Consider the following 20,595-nt stretch of genomic DNA (forward strand, 5'->3'; position numbering starts at 1 on the left):
CCCCAAAGGCGAGGACTGGGGTCGGATGGGGACGCCTAGTCCCTCAGGGTCCGACCCCGGCATTTGCTGGTGGGTGATAGCGCCTACAGCTTCTGCTTGCCCTCATTCCCCTTGATAAACGGGCTCCACGGCTGGGCGCGTATCGGTTCCTTGGTTTTCCACACGACATTGAATTGCCCGTCGGACTTGATCTCGCCGATCATCACGGGCTTGTGCAAGTGGTGGTTGGTCGGGTCCATGGTCAGGGTAAAGCCGGACGGCGACTTGACGCTCTGGCCGGCCATGGCGGCGATCACCTTGTCCGTGTCCGTCGATTTCGCTTTTTCCACGGCTTTCGCCCACATGTGGATGCCCACATAGGTCGCTTCCATCGGGTCGTTCGTCACGACAGAACCCGCGTTCGGCAGCTTTTGCGCCACGGCATACGCTTTCCACTGCTTGATGAAGGCCGCATTCACGGGGTTCTTGACGGATTCAAAGTAATTCCACGCCGCCAAGTGCCCCAGCAAGGGCTTGGTATCGATGCCGCGCAATTCTTCCTCGCCCACGGAAAACGCGACGACGGGCACGTCCGTGGCTTTCAAGCCCGCATTGCCCAGTTCCTTGTAGAACGGCACGTTGGAATCGCCATTGATGGTGGAAATGACGGCCGTCTTGCCGCCCGTGGAAAACTTCTTGATGTTGGCGACGATGGTTTGATAGTCGGCATGGCCGAACGGCGTGTAGACCTCGCTGATATCGCTATCCTTGACACCTTTACTTTTCAGGAAAGCGCGCAGGATCTTGTTGGTGGTGCGCGGATACACATAATCCGTGCCCAGCAGCACGAAGCGTTTGGCGCCGCCGCCATCCTTGCTCATCAGGTATTCCACGGCAGGAATCGCCTGCTGGTTCGGCGCGGCGCCCGTATAAAACACATTCTTTTCCAGCTCCTCGCCCTCGTACTGGACCGGGTAAAACAGCAGGCTGTTGAGTTCCTTGAACACCGGCAAGACGGATTTGCGGGACACGGATGTCCAGCAGCCGAACACGACAGCCACTTTATCCTGCGCCACCAGCTGGCGCGCTTTTTCCGCGAACAAGGGCCAGTTCGACGCGGGATCGACGACGACGGCTTCCAGCTTCTTGCCCAGCACGCCGCCCTTGGCATTGATCTCGGCGATCGTCATCAGCGCCACATCCTTGAGCGACGTTTCGGAAATGGCCATGGTGCCCGACAGGGAGTGCAAGATGCCCACCTTGATCGTGTCGGCGGCCAAGGCTGCCTGCATGGTGGTGGACATGGCCAGGGCCAGTGCGCCGGCGGCGGCCGCTTTCAGGATGATGCGTCGTGTCATGGGGACTCCTGTGATGGGTTCGTGGGGGTCGAGCTGGGTCTGCTATGTTGTTAAAGCAGAATGCATGCCAGCACCGGCAGGCGTCCGCCATGGTGCAAGCGGCGCTCGCCGCACGAAAAAAAACCTGGCTGCACAAGGACTGTGCAGCCAGGTTTCAAATTGCCGTAAAACGGTGCGCAGGACGCAGCAATCCCGGCATCAATCCTTGCGCGGAGCTCCACGCAGACGGCGCCAGCCCTTGCGGCCCAGCGGGAACAGCAGCACGAAAGCGATCAGCCACGGCAGAATGTAGGCCATGGCAGTGATGGCGTTGGCCACGCCTTCCGACAGGTTTTCCGTGAAATTGCCCAGCGCGCGCTTGACGGGCCGCCAGAACGATTGCCTGCCTTCGGCGCTGATGGCCACGTTCAACAAGTCCGTATCGATACGCTGCATCAATAGCGCATTGGCGGCCGTCGCCTGCTCCAGTTCCACTTGCACGGTGGCCAGTTCCTTGGTCACCTTGATGAGGGCATCGACGTTGGTGCCCGAGCGTTTTTCCAGGTCTTGCAATTGCGCCTGGTATTGCTTGAGCATTTCCAGGCGTTTCTTGCTGTCGAGCACGGGACGGCCCAGGTCTTCCACCTTGGTGCCCTGGCTGGTGACGTCGCCTTCGGCCGCGACCAGCGCGACGAGCTTCTTGATGCCGGCCGGCTTGGCGCGCATGCTGATGCGCGCATGCACGTAGCGGCCGCTGTCGACGCTGGAATCGAGCAGCAGGCAGCCGTTTTCCGTATCGGCCTTGCAGGCGGCGACCACTTTTTCATACAGGGGCCGCACTTGCGCCTCGCGCGTATCAACGCTGACATTATGTTCATAGGCAAGGAACTCGCTGCCCTTTTCCTTGCCTTCGAGACGCGCGGCGCTCGACTGCCCGCCGCTCTCGCCCTTGCTGCCGCAGCCGGCCAGCAGCAACAGTCCAAACAGGCATATGGATATTTTTTTCATGATTTCTTTCTTTGGATTATTTTTGCAGCGGCAACAATTCGATATCGGGCAAGTGCGCCGCCACATCCTGCACGGTCGCATGGCAGGTCAAGGACGCCACCACCTGCGACAACGGTTCCGGCCAGATTTCCGGCAAGTCGCGCTCTTCGGGCGCGAGCACGGGAAAGGCCAGCTGTTCCCGTGGCGGCGTGAAGGCGGCAGCGACGCCGGGCTTGTTGCCGCGCGCATCGATGCGGTACCAGCCGAACTCCTGCAGATACACGGCATTCAAGCCATGCAGGCAGAACGGCGGCCCCACCTCACCCACGGCCAGGCGCTGGTAGCACAGGCCGGCAGGAATGCCGTTGGCGCGCAGCAGCGCCGCCAGCAGATGGCTCTTCGCATAGCAATAGCCAGTGCCGTGCTGCAAAACGTCGGAAGCGCGGCAGGTGACGGGATTGCGCTGGTAGTCCCAGCTATGGGCGATCTCGTCGCGCACGAAGGCAAAGCAGCGGGCCGCGATGGCGGCGTCGCCCACCGCGCCTGCCGCCAGTGCAGCCGCCTTGGCGCGCACGGCAGGATGGTCGCTGTCGATGTAAGTGCTGCTGGCTAGATACGGGGAAAAGTCGGTAGACATGGCGTCAAGGTCATGCGAAAAGATAATGCGCGATTCTAGTCGAAACGGCAGGAAATCGAGCGTTTCCTTGCGCAGGAACAAAGAAAATCCACGCTTCGGCCTGCCGGCCTGGGGGGCGGCGACTTTGGCGGCGGCCCGGTAGCTGGTATCATGCGGGCAAACGCAGCCGGCCATATTGGCGTGGCACAGGCACTACCCTGCGAAGCGGACCTGCCCTCCGGCGCGCCGCCGACGCCTCCCTACAGATCAGAGAAACGAGTTCCCTATGAGCACATCATCGTCGCACCCATCGTTCTGGCGCCGTGTCCCGCTGGCTTTCGGCGCCTTCTTCAGCACCCTGTCGGACGCCGCCTATGCGGCCCGCGTGGAAAAGCTGGCCTTGCCCGAGGCGGCGCCCGCCGCTCCCGTCGCGCCAGTGGCCCCTGCCCCGGCGCCAGCCGCCGCGCCCGTCATTTTGAAGGAAGCGACGCCGGACGCGGCCCTGCAATTGCTGGCCCTGCTGCAACGCGAAGCGCGATTGATCGATTTCACCCAGGAAAACCTGGGCAGCCATGCCGATGCCGATATCGGCGCGGCCGCCCGCGTGGTGCATGAAGGCTGCGCCAAGGTCATGCGCGAGTATTTCACCATCGAGGCCGTGCGCCAGGAAGCCGAGGGCAGCCGCATCGTCCTGCAGGAAGGTTTTGACTCCGCCCAGGTACGCCTGACGGGCAACGTGGTCGGCTCCGCGCCGTTCACGGGTACCCTCAGCCACCGCGGCTGGCGCGCCTCCAGCGTGCGCCTGCCGAAACTGAGCGAGCAGCACGACGCCGCCATCCTGGCACCGGCCGAGGTGGAACTGTGAGCGACACGATCAACCCTACCCCGCGCTACGCCATCGGCATCGACCTGGGTACCACCCACAGCGCCCTGTCATATGTCAACCTGGTCGAGAGCGACGGCGAAAAGTCCAGCCATGGCGTGCTGAAAGTGCCGCAGCTGTCGGCGCCGGGCACCGTCGAAGAGCTGTCGCTGCTGCCATCGTTCGTCTACCTGCCGCACGCCGATGAAGTGGCGGCGGGCGACCTGGCCCTGCCCTGGGTCACCGAGGAAGCCGAAGCGCCGTTCGTCGTTGGCGAAATGGCCCGCAGCCGTGGCGCCACCACGCCGATCCGTTTGGTGTCGAGCGCGAAAAGCTGGCTGTGCCACCCGGGCGTGGACCGCCGCGCGGCGATCCTGCCGAACGACGCGCCGGCCGAAGTCGCGCGCATTTCGCCCATCACGGCCGCCACGCGCTACCTGACGCACTTGCGCCAGGCCTGGGACAACGCCCACCCGCAAGCACCGTTCGCCGAGCAGGAAATCACCGTCACCATTCCCGCCTCGTTCGACCCGGCAGCGCGCGAGCTGACGATGGAAGCGGCGCAGGCGGCCGGTTATTCCTCATTGACCTTGCTGGAAGAGCCGCAAGCGGCCCTGTACAGCTGGATCCAGACCAGCGAAGGCCGCTGGCGCAAGGAAGTCAAGCCGGGCGACATCATCCTGGTGGTCGACGTGGGCGGCGGCACCAGCGACTTTTCGCTGATCGCCGTGCTCGAGCGCGATGGCGTGCTGGAACCGCACCGCGTGGCCGTCGGTGAACATATCCTGCTGGGCGGCGACAATATGGACCTGGCGCTGGCCCACCTGGTGGCCCGCAAGCTGGCCGCCAACGGCACCCAGCTCGACGCCTGGCAGATGCGCGCGCTGACCTACGGCTGCCGCAGCGCCAAGGAAAGCCTGCTGGCCGACAGCGGCCTCGATGTGGCGCCCATCGTCGTGCCGAGCCGCGGTTCGAAGCTGATCGGCGGCTCCATCCGCACGGAACTGACGCGCGCGGAAGTGTCCACCTTCATCCTCGACGGCTTCTTCCCGCAAGTGGAAGCATCGAGCCGTCCTGCCGTGCGCACGCGCGCCGGCCTGACGCAACTGGGCTTGCCGTATGCGCAGGATGCGGCCATCACGCGCCACCTGGCCGCGTTCCTGGGCCGCCAGGTGGCGGCCACCAGCGAGCTGGAAGGCTTTGCCGGCCGCCAGGCGGACGGCGCCAGCTTCCTGCACCCGACGGCCGTGCTGTTCAACGGCGGCGTCTTCAAGTCGGACCTGCTGGTGCAGCGCATCATGGCCACCGTCAACGACTGGCTGTACATGGAAGGCGCGGAACCGGCGCGCATGCTGGCCGGGGCCGACCTGGATCTGGCCGTGGCGCGCGGCGCGGCCTACTACAGCTACGTGCGGCGCGGCCATGGCGTGCGCATCCGCGGCGGCACCGCCAGCGCCTTTTATGTCGCCATCGAGTCGGCCATGCCGGCCATCCCCGGCATGGAACCGCCTATCCAGGCCCTGTGCGTGGCGCCGTTCGGCATGGAAGAAGGCAGCGAACTGGAACTGCCAGGCCAGCAATTCGGCCTGGTCGTGGGCGAACCCGTGCACTTCCGCTTCTTCGCCTCGTCCACGCGGCGCAACGACCAGATCGGCGACTTGCTCGATTTCTGGGGCCCCGATGAATTGCAGGAGCTGAGCGAAATCCAGGCGACCTTGTCCGCCGAAGGCCGTCAGGCCGGCGACGTGGTGCAGGTCAAACTGCACGCGCGCGTGACGGAAGCGGGCACGCTGGAGCTGCTGGCCGTCTCTCCTGATGGCGCCGAGCGCTGGAAGGTGGAATTCGACGTGCGCGGCACGCCGCAGCAATAGGCATGCGCAGCGCTGTGGGCAAGCCGGCCTTCCTGGTCGGCATCGACCTGGGCACCACCAACACGGTGGTCGCCTATGCCAATGCGGCCAATGCAGCCGATATGCAGGCGGGCATCGAGCTGTTCGCCATCGAGCAGCTGGTCGCTCCCGGCGAAGTGGGCGCACGCCCCCTGCTGCCGTCCTTGCGCTACCATCCTGCCGCCGGCGAACTGGCGGCGGGCGACTTGCAGCTGCCATGGCCGCAGCAGGACCTGGAGCATGCCGTGCTGGGCGCTCTGGCGCGCCAGCTCGGCGCCCAGGTGCCGGGCCGCCTCGTTTCCAGCGCGAAGAGCTGGCTGTCGCACGCGAACGTGGACCGCCAGGCGCCCATCCTACCGTGGGGCGCCGAGGCCGACGTGGCCAAGGTGTCGCCCGTGGCGGCCAGCGCCAGCTACCTCGCGTATGTACGCGCCGCGTGGAATCACCGCTTCCCGGATTCTCCGCTGGAGGAACAAGAACTGGTGCTGACCATCCCCGCCTCGTTCGATGAAGGTGCGCGCGCACTCACCCTGGAAGCGGCCCGCATGGCGGGCTTGCCTGCGCTACGATTGGTAGAAGAACCGCAGGCGGCCTTTTATGACTTCCTGCAGCGCCAGCGCGCCACCCTGCGCGAGGACCTGGCCGATACGCGCCGCATTCTGGTGTGCGACGTGGGCGGTGGCACCACGGATTTCAGCCTGATCGACGTGGACTTCGATGACGACGGCGAACCGCAGCTCACGCGCAGCAGCGTGGGCAACCATTTGATCCTCGGCGGCGACAATATGGACCTGGCGCTGGCCCACCTGGTGGAAACGCGCATGGCGGCGGGCAGCGAAGGCGGCATGAAGCTATCGGCCGCGCGCTTGTCGCAGCTGATGGAACGCTGCCGCGCCGCCAAGGAATTGCTGCTGTCGAACGATGCGCCGGAGAGCGCCACCGTCACCCTGCTGGGCGCAGGATCTCGTTTGATCGGCGGCAGCCGTTCCGCCGACGTCACGCGCGAGGAAGTGGCGGCCATGGTGGTCGACGGCTTCTTCCCGAAGGTGGAACTGAACGAGGTGGCCAGGAAGGGCCGCGCCGGCATCGTCGAATTCGGCCTGCCGTATGCGCAGGACGCGGCCATCACGCGTCACCTGGCCGGCTTTTTACAACAACATCAGGGCGCACTGCCCGATACCCTGTTGCTCAATGGCGGCGTGTTCCGCGCCGACGCGCTGGCGCGCCGCCTGGCCGAGACCTTGGAGCACTGGCGCGGACAGCCCTTGACCATCCTGCACAATGACAATCCCGACGTGGCCGTGGCCCGTGGCGCCGTCGCCTACGCGCTGGCCCGGCGCGGCCAGGCGCCGCGCATCGGCGGCGGCTCGCCGCGCAGCTATTTCCTCGTGCTGGGCGAAGCGGGCAAGGACAAGCGCGCCGTCTGCATCCTGCCCCGTGGCAGCGCCAGCGGCGAGGAAATCCGCCTGACCGAACGGCTGTTCGCGCTGCGCCTGGGCAGGCCCGTGCGCTTCCACCTGGCCACGTCCCTCTTTGAGGCGGGCACGCCGCCGCAACTGGGCGAAATCGTCGACCTGGACGCCGGAGAATACTTGCGCCTGCCGCCGCTGGCCAGCGTGCTGCACGACAAACAGGATGCCAGTGACAAGCGCGAAATCACCGTGCAGCTGGCGACAGTCATGACCGAGGTAGGGACTTTGGAAGTGCATTGCGTGGCCGCAGCGGATGCCGGCCAGCGCTGGCTGCTGGAATTCCAGTTGCGCACTGATAAGGAAGAGCAAGGAGATGGCGAGGCTCAAGCCGTTTCGCCGCGCGTGAAAGAAGCGGTCGAGAAGATCGAGCGCATCTTTGGCGGCAAGGCGCAAAAGGTCGAAGCCAAGGAAGTGCGGCAGCTGCGCCAGCACCTGGAACGGGGGCTGGGCGGACGCGAAAGCTGGGAGACTCCCCTGCTGCGCCAGCTGTTCGACGCCCTGCTGCTGCGCGCCCGTGGCCGGCGCCGCTCCGCCGAGCATGAGCGGGTCTGGCTGAACCTGGCCGGCTACTGTTTGCGGCCCGGCTATGGCGACGCGCTGGACCCGTGGCGCATCGAGCAGCTGTGGGCCATGTTCGACGCGGGCGTGCAGCATCACAAGGACAACCAGGTGTGCGCCGAATGGTGGACCCTGTGGCGCCGGGTGGCTGGCGGCTTGAACCCCGAGCAGCAACTGCGCCTGCTCGACGACTTCGCCTTCAACCTGCAAGCCGATGCGGCCCAGCGCGGCAGCCGCCCCGTCACCCTGGTCAACGGCAGCGACGACGACATGCTGCGCGTGGGCGCGTCGCTCGAGCGCATCCCCGGCGCCTACAAGGCCGAAGTGGGCGTCTGGCTGATCAAGCGGCTGGAGAAAGCCAGCAAGAAGGGGGAAGCGGCCGATACGAATACCCTGTGGGCGCTGGCCAGGGTCGGCGCGCGCCAGCCCTTCCACGGCAGCGCGCACGAAGTGGTCGACAGCGCCAGCGTGGCCGACTGGCTGCACGTGCTGCTGGCGCTGGACTGGAAAAAAGTGGAACCGGCCGCCTTCGCCGCCACCCACCTGGCGCGCATGACGGGCGACCGCTCGCGCGACATCGGCGACGAGCTGCGGACCACCATCCTGGCCCGCCTGAAAGCCGTGGGCGCCCCGCCCCTGTGGCAGGCCATGGTCAGCGAAGTGACGCAGCTGGATGAAGCGAACACGAAACGCATGCTGGGCGAGGCGCTGCCGCCGGGGTTGAAGCTGATCGGCTGATCGGATTCAAGCGCAGCCTGCCTACGCCAGCGCCAACAGCAGCATGATTCCGGGATAGGTGCGGCGCACATATCCCCACGTCGCCCATCAGGCAGTCCAGGCGCGTATATATACTACCTGGCACGCGCCAGCAGCACTGACAAGCGGGCAACCCTCCTTATCCCATGATGACTGTGCTTCCATCGCATCAATATTAAAAGCCCGCGCAGCTCCCTCTTCACTGCCGCGACTGTGTGCTGTTCAAGGGTGTGTCTGCATTTTCCAGCCGAACGTCTCAGCCGGCCAAATGCAACACCAGGATAAGCTTTTGTCTGCACCGGAAGCCGACATCACCGGAAAATCATCCGAAATTGCTGCAGGCATCTTTAGGTGTCTATGGTTTTCCGAAACCACTAAAAATGGCAACTCGGTTATGCCATTAAATAATCACATCCAAATACCTAAAAATCACAACCTCATTCAATTCAACCACCATAATCATGACATGCATCAATACTGAAATATTTTAAATGCCACATCATGATATTTATTGTACTATTTGACACCTCATACATTTCCAATAAAAAATGACTTCGCAAAATAAAATACTTAACTTCAAATCGAAAAACAAAGTCCCATCCACAAAAAAGGAAACCATCAAAGATTGGTTATCCATAACAAAAGACATGCTTGACATCGCATGGCGAGTAGCGCCACCCCTATCGCTGGCATGCGCCGGATTATTCCTCTGGATGTATTTAAAACATATCCAATGGAGTGGCTTATTTTATGAATCAGCCATGACAGTAACGGGACTCACCTTTCTGGTTCTGGCAGCGGTAGCGTTGAGCGCAATTAGTTTATTCATTCTTTCAACGCCATCGATACTGATGGGAATTACCCTATCTTATTTTGATAAAAATCAAAAAATAAAAAAAGAAGTCTCTACCATTTATTGGTTAGCACTTAGTTCCTGGTTGCTCGTGATAAATGCGAGTCCATATATGGACGAAACTTATACCTGGATATTTATTCTTCCAATAATAACAACATCCCTTTATGGATACGTAAAATCAGATAAGTTGGGAAATTCAAACCCGACAACACATACCAGAAAATGGAAAATCGCCAATACGCTTGCAGTGATTGCCATGTCGAATTTTGCAATATTCGGAATAATCTTCCCGATATTTTTCTTTGATGGAATCATGTCGCATTATGCAGCAAATTCAGGCAATGAAATAATGAATAAATTAATAACATTATTTCTTATCCCGCTTGCAGCGCTTTCTCCAGGCCTGATTTACCTAATGTTACGAAAAGAAAATACTGGAGCACATAACATACCTAAAGTACTAGCAAATACTTCAGTTATTTTCATCTATTCAACATTTTTCCTTGTATTAATTTTTACTCCCGCATCAAAAATACTTTTAGAAAGCACCGAAATATACAACAACAATAAAAAGAAATTCCAAATACTAAAACCAGAGCTTAAGGAAATAATAAAACACACGAATATAGAAACAAAGTCGGATGGCGAATTGAGCACGATTTCAGCTTACATTCGCTACAGCTTTGCAGGAACAAAACTGATCTGCAATGAGCCATTGGAATTCATCGATTTCTCCAATTCGACGTCAAAAAAACGGAATAAGATAGATAAATCAAGCACCCTAAACTGCGTAGCGACTGTACCTGGCGACCTGCGTGAATTCAGTAATTAGCTTTACACCAGCGCCACCACCAACAGCACCACCGCCAGCGGCGCCTGCACCAGCACGATGCCCGGATGCGTGCGGCGCAGCTGGGCCCACACGGACAGGCCCGGCACTTCCTCGTGCGGATGGTGGGCTTCGTCGCGCAGCGACATCGCGTGCAGGAACATGCCGGCAATCAGGGGGCCGGGGTTGACCCACCAGCCCTGTTCGAGCAAGCCGCGCGACAGGTAGATGGCCAGCGCGCCGATGGCAAACGGCGAGGCCCACACCAGCACCAGCATCAGACGGATGCCATAGAATTCCGCCAGGGTGCCCATGCGGTGCAGGCGGCTGAAATCGTGGTCTTCCATGCGCCGGTCGATGGCCAGCTCGGCGCGGCCGTACAAGGTCCACAGGCCGCCGAACAGGCAGCCCAGCAGCACGCCGATGACGATGTCGGCCACGAACACCGCATATTTGTTGACGTCGGCCGTGCCGATGCCCAGCGACGTGTGGGCGGCCGCATGCAGGTGCAGGCTGGCCTGCTCGCCTTCGGCCGTCGTGTAGCGGTCGCGCACGTCATACGTGCTGCCGAGATACACGACGTTCTTGCGCAATGCCGCGGCCTCCACGCCGGCCTGGCCATCGATCAGTTTCACGCGCGTGCGCGTGGGATTCAGGAATGCCGGCGCCACGGCGGCCGGGTGAAACGGTGCGGTGACGGCGTTCTGTTCGGCCGCCGCCTTGGCGTCGCCGCGGATGACGGGCTCGAACGCCCAGCGCGCCAACTCCTTTTCGCTGCCCGTACGCCGCGCCAGTTGGCACACGCGGCCAGCCAGCGCCACCACTTCCTTTTGCTCGGACAGGGCGGCCGGCATGGGTTGCTTCTGCTCCTGCTCGTCGGCGCCATGCGCCAGCTCGAAGGCCACGGCCGCCAGCACGGGGCTTTTCAGCTCGATGCGCGTGACGGCGCCCATGCGTTCGCGGATCCGCGGGCTGGCAAAGTGGATGCCGGCGGCGCAGCGCTCGCGTATCCACGGCAGGTTCGCATTGCGGTCCGATTGCTCGGGCAGGATCAGCACCAGTTGCCGGCCATCGGCGGCCAGCCGGTCGAGCAGGCGGTCCAGCGGCCGCTCGCCCGCCTTGTGCTGCTCGTACACGGCTGGCGCCAGGTCCAGGTCGATGGCCAGCACCTTGCTGCCGCGCGCTGCGGCGCTGGCGATCAATTGTTCCAGGCGTGAACGCTCCAGCGGTTCGCGCTCGTCGAAGACCTGCTCGAACGCGGGCTGGTCGATTTCGATGATGCCGGGGCGGTAGGCGGCGCCCGGGTCCTTGCCCCGGTTTAGCAGTTGCCCCTGTTCCGCGCTGGCGCGCAGCATGGCCGCATCGAGCCATTCGAGCACGTGAAAACCTTCCAGCGCCAGCATCAGCGCGGCGATCAGGCTGGCGCCGATCACGTGGTGCAGCAGGTGCGTGCCCGTCAGCTTGAAGGCCGAGCCCAGCTGGGCGACCGGCCACAGCAGGCGCCGCCAGAACGGCGGGCGCGGTTGATCCTGCTGGCTGGTTTCCACGGTGCGTTCCCCTTGCGTACGGCGCATGAATTACCATTCAAGCAACGAATGATGACGAAAGGATAGTGTATTGCAGTTGCGCCCGTGCCGCCGCACGGCTGGCACGGGCCCGCCCGCAGATTACTTCGGCTTGGCCAGCAACAACTTGCCCAGCGCCTCGAAGGCCGGCGTGGTGGTCGGGTCGTTGGCCGCATTGGCCGCCGTCGGCGTGGAAGCGAAACGCACGATCACCATTTCCGCCTTCGGGTCGATGTAGATACGCTGGCCGTACACGCCGCGCGCCATGTAGGCGCCATGGTCGTTATGCGTGACCCACCACATGTCGCGGTAGCTCCAGCCCTTGAGCAAATCATAGCCGCCCTTGGCGAACAGCTGTTTGTCGCCACCGCGGCGGATATCGTCGACGGCCGCCTTGGGCAAAATCTGCTGGCCGTTGTAGCGGCCATCGTTGCGCAGCATCTCGCCGAAGCGGGCCAGGTCGCGCAAGCCCGCATTCAAGCCGCCGCCGGCAAACGGCGTGCCGGTCGAATCGACCGTCATGTAGGCATCCTGCTCGGCCCCCAGCTTTTGCCAGATATGCTCGGACAGGTATTCGTTGACGTTCTGCCCCGTGACGCGGGCGATGATCCAGCCCAGCACGTCGGAGTTGACCGTGCGGTAGCCGAAGCCCTCGCCATGCCGGCCCTCGTGCCGCACCGTCTGCAGATACTCGAAATAACTGCGCGGCCCCGTGTAATCCTTCGGTTTGGGCAGCGGGCTGCCGGCCGCCGCGTGCTGCCATACTTCCGCTTTCGGGTCCGCGTAATCTTCGCTGAATTTCAGGCCCGTGGTCATGTCGAGCACCTGGCGCACGGTGGCGTCGCCAAACGCGGACTTCGCCAGTTCCGGCACATACTCGGCCACTTTCTTGCCTGGATCGAGCTTGCCTTCGGCCACCAGGGCCGCGCCGATGGTGCCCATGACGGACTTCGTCACGGACATGGCGCCGTGCTGGCCGCTTTCCTTCAATACGCCGAAATAGCGTTCATACACGATGCGGCCCCGGTGCAGCACGACGATGCCATCCGTGTAGTTGGCAGCCAGCGACTGCTCCCAGGTCATCGCGTCCTGCGCGCCCAGGGGCGTGAAGCGCAGGCTGTCGATATCACTGCGCAGCGCGCGCGGCAAAGGCACGGGCGCTTTCAGGCCGCGCGCCACTTCCACCGTCGGCATCAGCTGGCGGAAGTGCGACACGCTCCAGCGCAGCTGGGGGAAATTGAAATAGCTGCCATCGTCGAAGCGGATGATCTTATCGGCCGGCGGCGGCGCGCCCACCATCCATTGCAGTGTAGCCGGGTCGCTGGCGGCCGCAGACAGCGGCGCTGCCGCATGGGCGCTGGCAGCCAGCGTAAGGCAGGCTGCGGCCAGGGCCATACGTTTCATGCTGGGAAAATCGTTCATGTGATGCTCTCCTTGATAAACGGAATACTTAATATACCCATACGACGTTGGCCAGCCAGCCCGTCCAGGTCCGGGCCTGCCCGTTCACCAGCTGGTTTACGCCGGACTGAGCGAACGAGGCGCTGAAGCCCAGGGTCAGGTAGGTATTCGGGTTGACGACGCGCACATACTTGACGAAGACATCGTTCGCCAGCATCGGGCGCAGCACGCCGGAGATCACCACGGGCGCGTCCCCCGGCACGTCGAGGCGCGTCGCCTGGCCGAACTGCAGCGGGCTGCCCATCCGGTTGGCGCGTACCTGGGCCAGGTAAGCGGTCACGGTGTCTTTCGGCGTCGGGTGAAGCTCGATGGTGGCCTGCAGCGCATTCACGTTGGCATTGACAAAGACCCAGGTCGCCTTGCTGCCAGAAGCCCAGGCGCCCGGCGTGCCTTCGAAAAACAGCGGATCGAAGCGCTCGTTGCGCGCCGTGCGCGGATCGTCGCCGGAAAAGCTCTGGTAGCCGAGGGTGAACTTCGGCGTCCACGCCACGTCGGGCAGGGAAAAGCCCCCTTCCGTGCGCCAGCCCCAGGCCCGCATCGGCTCGCGCGTATTCCATTCACGCGCCGCGTCGACACCGAACCAGCCTTTCGGCAGCACGGAGGGCAATACGGGAACGCGCGCATAGCCATACACGAACTGCAGGTCCTTGCGGCCGTCAGGCACCGCCAGCGGCGCGCCGATGCCGCCCGGCGCCGCCTGCGGATACGCGGCATGCGAACGGGGCGCCTTGCCATACGCGATGCCCGCCTTGCGGTCGTTCGCGGGCGCGTAGCTGACGTCAACGCCGACGACGCGCGTGCCCGAATCGTTGTCGGGGTTTTCATTCGGGTCGAGATAGAACGCCTGGGCGCTGAGCGCATCCTGGCTTATTTTGGCCACCACGGAATTCTGGAAGGCCTTGCGCGGTCCCAGTTTCAGCGCGCCACGGTCAAAGCCGTTCGAGCCGCCATTGGCGACCAGCATGCCCGTGCCCAGCGTGAAACTCTGCGCGCCGGCCGACAGGTCGAGGGTGGCGCGCGTGCCGCCGAGCGGCATGCGGATGCCGGCGACGAATTCCTCGATCGAGATGCGGCCCGTATCGCCCGCGCCAAAAGGGTCATGGCGCAAGGTGCCTGAGCCGACGGCGGAAACGCGCGCATACAGCTGCTTGCCGTCGCCCAGATTGCGCTTGAAGCCGAGCGCCGGCTTGACATAGAACTCGTACCAGTAGGGATGAAAATCGAAGCCGGGATTGCGCGCCGGCGTATTCGACAGCTTCCAGAACAGATTGCTCTCGCCTGCCACCTGCACGCCCGCTTCGACGGAACGCGTCACCTGCCAGTCGGCGCCGATGGCCGGCTCGACGGCGGCGCGCCGGGCCACTTCCTTTTCCATGCTGCTCTGGCCATCGGGATCGAGCTGGCCGGCGGCGCCGCAGGCGGCGCTCCAGCCCAGCATCGCCAGCACCATCGTTCTGCGTACCAGGAACATCGCTTGCATTGCCATAGATATCCCTTGCGCTGGCTGACTGTATATTTGAGCGAATGTTATCAGAGATGCTCTTGTTGTAAGGCATCCTATCGTGCGGTGCGGCCGAGGTGAGACAAACGTCTCACGGCAGTCCCATGCTGCAATGCGGCATGCATGTGCCGGCGCTTCGTGCTACAAACGGAAAGACCATCAAAACACCAGATACCGAGACACTGGAGAGCGCCATGCCCTACGTCCGCCAGACCAGCCATATCGACCGCGTGCGCGACCTGATCGCCGGCCGTATCGTCAATCCGGGAGCCGATACGGCCAGGCTGGCGTCGTCGTACCGGCGCTCGCTGGACGACTACCGGCTCGACCCCGCCTCGACGACAGGGCCGCGCATCCTGACAAGCGCCGAACTGCGCGCCATCCAGCAGTCCGAGGAAAATTTTCTGCGCTCCACGGGCCAGTGCCTGCCGCGCCTGCACGCCATGGTGCGCGAAGCGGGCTACTGCGTCATCCTCGCCAATGCGCGCGGCGTGACCATCGACTACGCGGTCGACGCGGACCAGCGCAAGGATTTCAAGAAGGCGGGCCTGTATCCCGGTTCGTGCTGGTCGGAAGAAGAGGAAGGCACGTGCGGCATCGCCTCCGTGCTGCTCGACCATGAAGCCATCACCGTGCACAAGACCGACCATTTCCGCGCCGCGTTCACGGGCCTGACCTGCAGCGCCGCGCCGATTTTTTCGCCGCACGGCGACTTGATCGGCGTGCTCGATGCGTCGGCCCTGAGTTCGCCCGACGCGCGCGACAGCCAGCGCCTAGTGAAACAACTGGTGCGGCAAGGCGCGACGCTGATCGAGGACGGATTTTTTCTCAAGTCCTACGGCCATTGCTGCATCCTGCTGGCGCACCGCAACCGCCACTTCGTGGAAGTGCAACCGGAGATGCTGCTCGCCATCGACGAGCATGGCGACATCGTCGCCGCCAACCGCTGCGCGCGCGATGTCATCGGGGGTCTGGACGTCCTGCCGCGTCCCGTCGGCGAGGTGCTCGAAGTGCGCGCCGAGCGGCTGTTCGATGCGCGCGCGGGACACAATCTGCTGTCCCTGCGCCTGGCCGGCGGCAGCACCTGGCTGCACGCCCGCGTGCGCGCGCCGCTGCGCCAGGCCAGCGCGCGAACACGCGTCAAGAACACGGCCCCTGTGACGGAGGGCGTGCTGGCCTGCACGCCGCCGGAGCTGGCCGAGCGCACGCGCATCGTCCACGCCATGAACGCCGCCAAATGGCGTCCGCTGCAGGCTGCCGCCATGCTGGGCATCTCGCGCGCCACCCTGTACCGGCGCCTCAAGCAGCTGCACATCGTGCCGCCGCACCGCCAGTAACCGATCGAAAAGCTGAGATTTCCGTCTCAATCGCCGCCATGCTGCGCTGCGGGATGCGGTGCCAGAACGCCAGTGTTACAACATCGTCAGCGGCAAGACAGCCGCATCCCATCATAAAGTCAGCAGACTTGGAGGAGACACGATGCAAACCGAAATCAACCCGCACGACCTGGCCATGGCCGGCATCCTGGAGCAGCTCGAAGGCTTTCTTCGCGCCAGCGACGGCACGGGCGCCGCGCAATTGTTCGAACAGGACGGCTACTGGCGCGACCTGGTGCTGTTTACCTGGAACCTGAAAACCCTGGAGGGCCGCGAGCAGATCGCCGCCATGCTGGCCGCCCAGCTGGGCGCCGTGCAGCCCGTTTCCATCCGCATCGCCGATGGTGAACATGCGGTGGAAGCCGGTGGCGTGCTGCAAAGCTGGATCACGGTGGAAACGAACGTGGCGCGCGGCGTGGGCTTCATCCGCATCCGCGACGGCAAGATCTGGACCCTGCTTACCACCATGAGCGAATTGAAGGGTTTTGAGGAAGCCAAGGGCGGCCGGCGGCCCATGGGCGCGGAACACGGCGCGCGCACGAACCGCAGCAGCTGGCTGGAGCACCGCGAGCAGGAAGCGGCGGAACTGGGCTACGCGCGCCAGCCCTACTGCGTCATCATCGGCGGCGGCCAGGGGGGCATCGCGCTCGGTGCGCGGCTGCGCCAGCTGAACGTCCCCACCATCATCATCGAGAAAAACGCGCGCCCCGGCGACAGCTGGCGCAAGCGCTACAAATCCTTGTGCCTGCACGACCCCGTCTGGTACGACCACATGCCGTACATCCCCTTCCCCGACAACTGGCCCGTCTTCACGCCCAAGGACAAGGTGGGTGACTGGCTCGAGATGTACACCAAGGTAATGGAGCTCAATTACTGGGGTTCGACTTCATGCGAATCGGCCAGCTTCGACGAGGCCAGCGGCGAGTGGACGGTGCAGGTGCTGCGCGACGGCCAGCCCGTCACCCTCAAGCCAAAACAGCTGGTGCTGGCCACGGGCATGTCGGGCAAGGCGAACATGCCGAAGTTCAAGGGCATGGACATATTCCAGGGCGAGCAGCAGCACTCGTCGCAGCATCCGGGGCCGGATGCGTATGCCGGCAAGAAGGTGGTGGTCATCGGCGCGAACAATTCCGCGCACGATATCTGCGCCGCCCTGTGGGAGGCGGGCGTGGACGTGACCATGGTGCAGCGCTCGTCGACGCACATCGTCAAGTCCGATTCCTTGATGGACCTGGCGCTGGGCGACCTGTACTCGGAACGGGCGCTGGCCGCCGGCATGACGACGGCCAAGGCCGACCTGACGTTCGCCTCGATTCCCTATAAAATCCTGGCCGACTTCCAGAAACCCGTCTTCAAGGCCATTCGCGAACGCGACGCGGACTTTTATGCGCGCCTGGAAGAACGGGGCTTCATGCTCGATTTCGGCGACGACGATTCCGGCCTGTTCATGAAATACCTGCGCCGCGGCTCCGGCTACTACATCGACGTGGGCGCCTCCGAGCTGGTCGCCGAGGGCAAGATCAAGCTGAAAAGCGGCGTCGGCGTGCAGGAATTGAAAGCCCGTTCCATCGTGCTGTCCGACGGCACGGAACTGCCGGCCGACCTGGTGGTGTACGCCACCGGCTACGGCTCCATGAATGGCTGGGCGGCCGACCTGATCTCGCCCGAGGTGGCCAACAAGGTGGGCAAGGTCTGGGGACTCGGTTCCGCCACGACGAAGGACCCGGGCCCGTGGGAGGGCGAACAGCGCAATATGTGGAAGCCCACGCAACAACAGGCGCTGTGGTTCCACGGCGGTAACCTGCACCAGTCGCGCCACTATTCGCAATACCTGTCGCTGCAGCTGAAGGCGCGCATGGAGGGATTAACTACCCCCGTGTATGGGCAGCAGGAGGTGCATCACCTGGCGTGATCGTAACCAGCAACCCGTGTAGGTCGGATTAGCGCGGGAAGCGCGTAATCCGACCCACCAATGACAAAAAAATGGCGACGGACCGAAGTCCGCCGCCATTTTGCATCATGCAGCCAACAATTACTGTTTGATCGCTTCGATGGCAAACGTCAGGGTGACATCATCGCTGACGGCTGGCGCATATTTGCCGGCGTTGAATTCCGAGCGCTTGATCTTGGCCGTGGCGTTGGCGCCGCAAGCGTCTTTTTTCAGCATCGGGTGCGGTGCGCAGGTGAACGAGGTGACGGTCAGGGTAACTGGCTTGGTCACGCCTTTCAGGGTCAGGTTGCCGTCGACGGACGCCAGCTTGTCGCCGTCAAAATTGAACTTGGTCGATTTGTAGGTGGCGACCGGGAACTTGGCCGTGTCGAGGAAATCTTCGCCCTGGATGTGCGAGTTGAACAGGGTCGAACCCGTATCGACGGACTTGGTGTCGATCAGCACTTCGACGGCGCCCGTCTTGGCGGCGCGGTCCAGGGTGACCTTGCCGGTGGTGTTATTGAAACGGCTTTGCTGCGTCGAGAAGCCCATGTGGGTGTACTCGAAACGGGGGAAGGTGTGGCTGCCATCGATGACATAGACTTCAGGAGCGGCAAACGCGGACAGCGAGAAGCCGGCGGCGGCGATAAAAGCGAGCAGTTTTTTCATTGTAGGTTCCTGATAGAAAGTAGAGGATGTCAAAACCGCAAGCAGCTGCAGGCGAATGGCGCATGCGGCTGATTGTCTGGCTTCAGTTGCAACAGATTATGCATGGCATGAAGATCGATGTAAAACGGAAAATATACCTAGTTAGCATCGATAAAATCGATAATACCCGCCAATAAGGTCCGCCACAGCGCCTTCTGTTGCCGATTATTGTCTGTAATGCCAAAAATATCCAGCGTTATCCAGTAATGCAGATGAGAATGATTCTTGTTATTATTTGATGGGCTTGCTATCATTGCCGGCTTTGATAACGAGGAAACGCGCGGTGCTTGAACGCTATTACCAGGAATTGCTGCGCTTGATTTCGCGCTCCACCGGCTGCCGCGACAAGGCGCAGGACGTGGTGCAGGAAGCCTACGCCCGCATCCTGGCGCGCAAGCCGCTCGGCGGCGCAGCTCCCCTGCAAGGGAACATGGCGCCCGATAGCGGCCAGCGCGCACTGCTCTACGTGACGGCAAAGAACATCGCCATCGACGAACAGCGCTTGCGCCAGCGCCGCCCCCACGACGACATCGACACACCGCATTTCCAGCTGCGCGCGCCACGCGCCGACGAACCCGAACAACGGCTGCACGACCGGCAAACCATGGAACGCCTGCTGGCCATCATCGAAGCCTTGCCGCCGCGCTGCCGACAGGCTTTCGCGCTGTACAAATTCGAAGGTATGAGCCAGATCGAGATCGCCGCCCAGATGGACATCTCCGTCAACATGGTGGAAAAACATATCATTAATGGCATGCTCGCCTGTAAAAAAGGCATGCCCGAACGCGATACTGGAAAAGACCGCGCATGACACCCAACCCGACTCCGGCAGACGACATCGATTTCCAGGCCGCGCAGTGGCTGCTGCGCCACGACGCCGGCCTGGCCGCGCCTGAACTGGCGGCGCTGCGGCAATGGCTGGAAGCGGACGCGCGCCACCAGCATGCCTGGGATGCGCTGGCGCGCACCGACGCGCTGCTGGCCAGCCTGCCCGCCCAGCGCGTGGCCGCCTTCAGCCAGCCCGCCCTGCCCTCATCCGCCGCGGCCCCTGTTTCGCTGCTACGGCGATTGGCGCATTTACCGCTGGCGGCGAGCCGGCTGCCGCGCGGCGCGCTGGCCGGCGGCTGCCTGCTGCTGTGCGGCCTGCTGGCCTGGCCGCTGGCCAGCCATCTGCAGCAGCCCGGCTTCCAGCACGATTACAGCACGCTGCGCGGCCAGTTCGCCACGCAAGTCCTGCCCGACGGCAGCCGCATCGAACTCGATAGCGGCAGCGCCGTCGACGTGGCCCTGTACCGCGACAGGCGCACCGTGCGCCTGCTGCGCGGCCAGGCCATGTTCCATGTGCAGGCCGATCCGGCCCGTCCATTCCAGGTGCTGGCGGGGCCGGCCACGGCCACGGTGCTGGGCACGCATTTTTCCGTGCGCCATGTAGGAGCCGCCACGCAAGTCAGCGTGGCGCAAGGCACTGTGCGCGTGGAAGGGGAAGGCGACGCGCGCGCTGAAGTGCTGCAGGCGGGCGACGCTGTCACCGTCACGCCGCAGGGCGTGAAAACGCTGGCCCGGGTCAGCGCGCAAGCGGTGGGCAACTGGCGTGCCGGGCGCCTCGATTTCGAGGACGCCACCCTGGCCGAAGCGCTGGCCGAATTCGAGCGCTATGGCGACACAAACCTCGTGCTCGGCGATCCGGCGCTGGCCGGCCTGCGCCTGAACGGCAGCTTCGACGCGAAGCTGCCGGCGCAATTTGCCGCCGCCCTGCCGCTGGCCTTGCCCGTGCGCCTGCTGCGCCAGGACGGCAAGCTGCATATCGTCGCCCGCTGATTGCCGGAACATGCAGCGAAATAAAATCAATCCGCACGTCAGGGTAAATGATACTCATTCGTTTTAACTATGAATGATCACCACATCACCATAGG

The 20,595-nt window shown here is 63.1% G+C and carries 15 protein-coding genes; 8 read left to right on the forward strand and 7 right to left on the reverse strand.

What is annotated here, in order from left to right:
• Nucleotides 1–83: 83 nt before the first annotated feature.
• The 3 genes from urtA to CSQ91_RS11215 all read right to left on the reverse strand — a co-directional run bounded on the left by urtA (nt 84) and on the right by CSQ91_RS11215 (nt 2,940).
• A complete protein-coding gene (gene urtA, locus CSQ91_RS11205; protein WP_099388282.1) occupies nt 84–1,337 on the reverse strand; it encodes an urea ABC transporter substrate-binding protein in 1,254 nt (417 codons plus the stop codon).
• Between the two features lie 198 nt (nt 1,338–1,535).
• Nucleotides 1,536–2,324: a DUF4349 domain-containing protein gene (locus tag CSQ91_RS11210; protein ID WP_070254544.1), complete on the reverse strand. Its 789-nt coding sequence runs from the start codon at nt 2,322–2,324 to the stop codon at nt 1,536–1,538.
• A gap of 16 nt (nt 2,325–2,340) precedes the next feature.
• Nucleotides 2,341–2,940, reverse strand: coding sequence for a transglutaminase-like domain-containing protein (locus tag CSQ91_RS11215; RefSeq protein ID WP_099388669.1), 600 nt, complete (start codon nt 2,938–2,940; stop codon nt 2,341–2,343).
• Between the two features lie 265 nt (nt 2,941–3,205).
• Here CSQ91_RS11215 and CSQ91_RS11220 point away from each other — a divergent pair, with 265 nt between their 5' ends.
• From CSQ91_RS11220 to CSQ91_RS28660, 4 genes are all read left to right on the forward strand, one after another.
• Complete coding sequence (locus tag CSQ91_RS11220) at nt 3,206–3,784, forward strand: DUF2760 domain-containing protein (RefSeq protein WP_070254543.1); 579 nt, start codon at nt 3,206–3,208, stop codon at nt 3,782–3,784.
• Entirely contained in the window at nt 3,781–5,652 is a 1,872-nt protein-coding gene (locus CSQ91_RS11225; protein ID WP_257217294.1) for an Hsp70 family protein, read from the forward strand. Before CSQ91_RS11220 ends, CSQ91_RS11225 begins: the two co-directional genes overlap by 4 nt.
• A gap of 2 nt (nt 5,653–5,654) precedes the next feature.
• The gene (locus CSQ91_RS11230) at nt 5,655–8,438 is read left to right on the forward strand and encodes an Hsp70 family protein (protein ID WP_099388283.1); all 2,784 of its coding nucleotides are present in this window, start codon (nt 5,655–5,657) and stop codon (nt 8,436–8,438) included.
• Nucleotides 8,439–9,004: 566 nt separating this feature from the next.
• Entirely contained in the window at nt 9,005–10,144 is a 1,140-nt protein-coding gene (locus tag CSQ91_RS28660; RefSeq protein WP_143451010.1) for a hypothetical protein, read from the forward strand.
• A gap of 2 nt (nt 10,145–10,146) precedes the next feature.
• Here the strand turns inward: CSQ91_RS28660 and CSQ91_RS11235 are convergent, their stop codons facing one another.
• The 3 genes from CSQ91_RS11235 to CSQ91_RS11245 all read right to left on the reverse strand — a co-directional run bounded on the left by CSQ91_RS11235 (nt 10,147) and on the right by CSQ91_RS11245 (nt 14,653).
• The gene (locus tag CSQ91_RS11235) at nt 10,147–11,715 is read right to left on the reverse strand and encodes a CHASE2 domain-containing protein (RefSeq protein WP_099388284.1); all 1,569 of its coding nucleotides are present in this window, start codon (nt 11,713–11,715) and stop codon (nt 10,147–10,149) included.
• Nucleotides 11,716–11,808: 93 nt separating this feature from the next.
• On the reverse strand, nt 11,809–13,128 hold the full coding sequence (locus CSQ91_RS11240) for a serine hydrolase domain-containing protein (protein WP_099388285.1): 1,320 nt from the start codon (nt 13,126–13,128) through the stop codon (nt 11,809–11,811).
• A gap of 28 nt (nt 13,129–13,156) precedes the next feature.
• Nucleotides 13,157–14,653 carry an alginate export family protein gene (locus tag CSQ91_RS11245; protein ID WP_099388286.1) on the reverse strand — a complete coding sequence of 499 codons (1,497 nt, stop codon included), beginning with the start codon at nt 14,651–14,653 and terminating at the stop codon, nt 13,157–13,159.
• Nucleotides 14,654–14,862: 209 nt separating this feature from the next.
• Between CSQ91_RS11245 and CSQ91_RS11250 the strand changes: the two genes are divergently transcribed.
• Both CSQ91_RS11250 and CSQ91_RS11255 read left to right on the forward strand, forming a co-directional pair.
• The gene (locus tag CSQ91_RS11250) at nt 14,863–16,005 is read left to right on the forward strand and encodes a sigma-54-dependent Fis family transcriptional regulator (protein WP_099388287.1); all 1,143 of its coding nucleotides are present in this window, start codon (nt 14,863–14,865) and stop codon (nt 16,003–16,005) included.
• A 175-nt stretch (nt 16,006–16,180) separates the two neighbouring features.
• Nucleotides 16,181–17,956, forward strand: a complete 1,776-nt coding sequence (locus CSQ91_RS11255; protein ID WP_099388671.1) for an NAD(P)/FAD-dependent oxidoreductase — start codon at nt 16,181–16,183, stop codon at nt 17,954–17,956.
• Nucleotides 17,957–18,076: 120 nt separating this feature from the next.
• On the opposite strand, the gene CSQ91_RS11260 is transcribed toward CSQ91_RS11255, so the two are convergent.
• Entirely contained in the window at nt 18,077–18,643 is a 567-nt protein-coding gene (locus CSQ91_RS11260) for a YceI family protein (RefSeq protein ID WP_034779171.1), read from the reverse strand.
• Between the two features lie 322 nt (nt 18,644–18,965).
• On the opposite strand from CSQ91_RS11260, the gene CSQ91_RS11265 reads away from it, so the two are divergent.
• Both CSQ91_RS11265 and CSQ91_RS11270 read left to right on the forward strand, forming a co-directional pair.
• On the forward strand, nt 18,966–19,493 hold the full coding sequence (locus CSQ91_RS11265) for an RNA polymerase sigma factor (protein ID WP_099388288.1): 528 nt from the start codon (nt 18,966–18,968) through the stop codon (nt 19,491–19,493).
• A complete protein-coding gene (locus CSQ91_RS11270; RefSeq protein WP_099388289.1) occupies nt 19,490–20,500 on the forward strand; it encodes a FecR family protein in 1,011 nt (336 codons plus the stop codon). Before CSQ91_RS11265 ends, CSQ91_RS11270 begins: the two co-directional genes overlap by 4 nt.
• Nucleotides 20,501–20,595 lie beyond the last annotated feature (95 nt).

Source organism: Janthinobacterium sp. BJB301 (assembly GCF_002735685.1).
Lineage (GTDB): Bacteria > Pseudomonadota > Gammaproteobacteria > Burkholderiales > Burkholderiaceae_D > Janthinobacterium > Janthinobacterium lividum.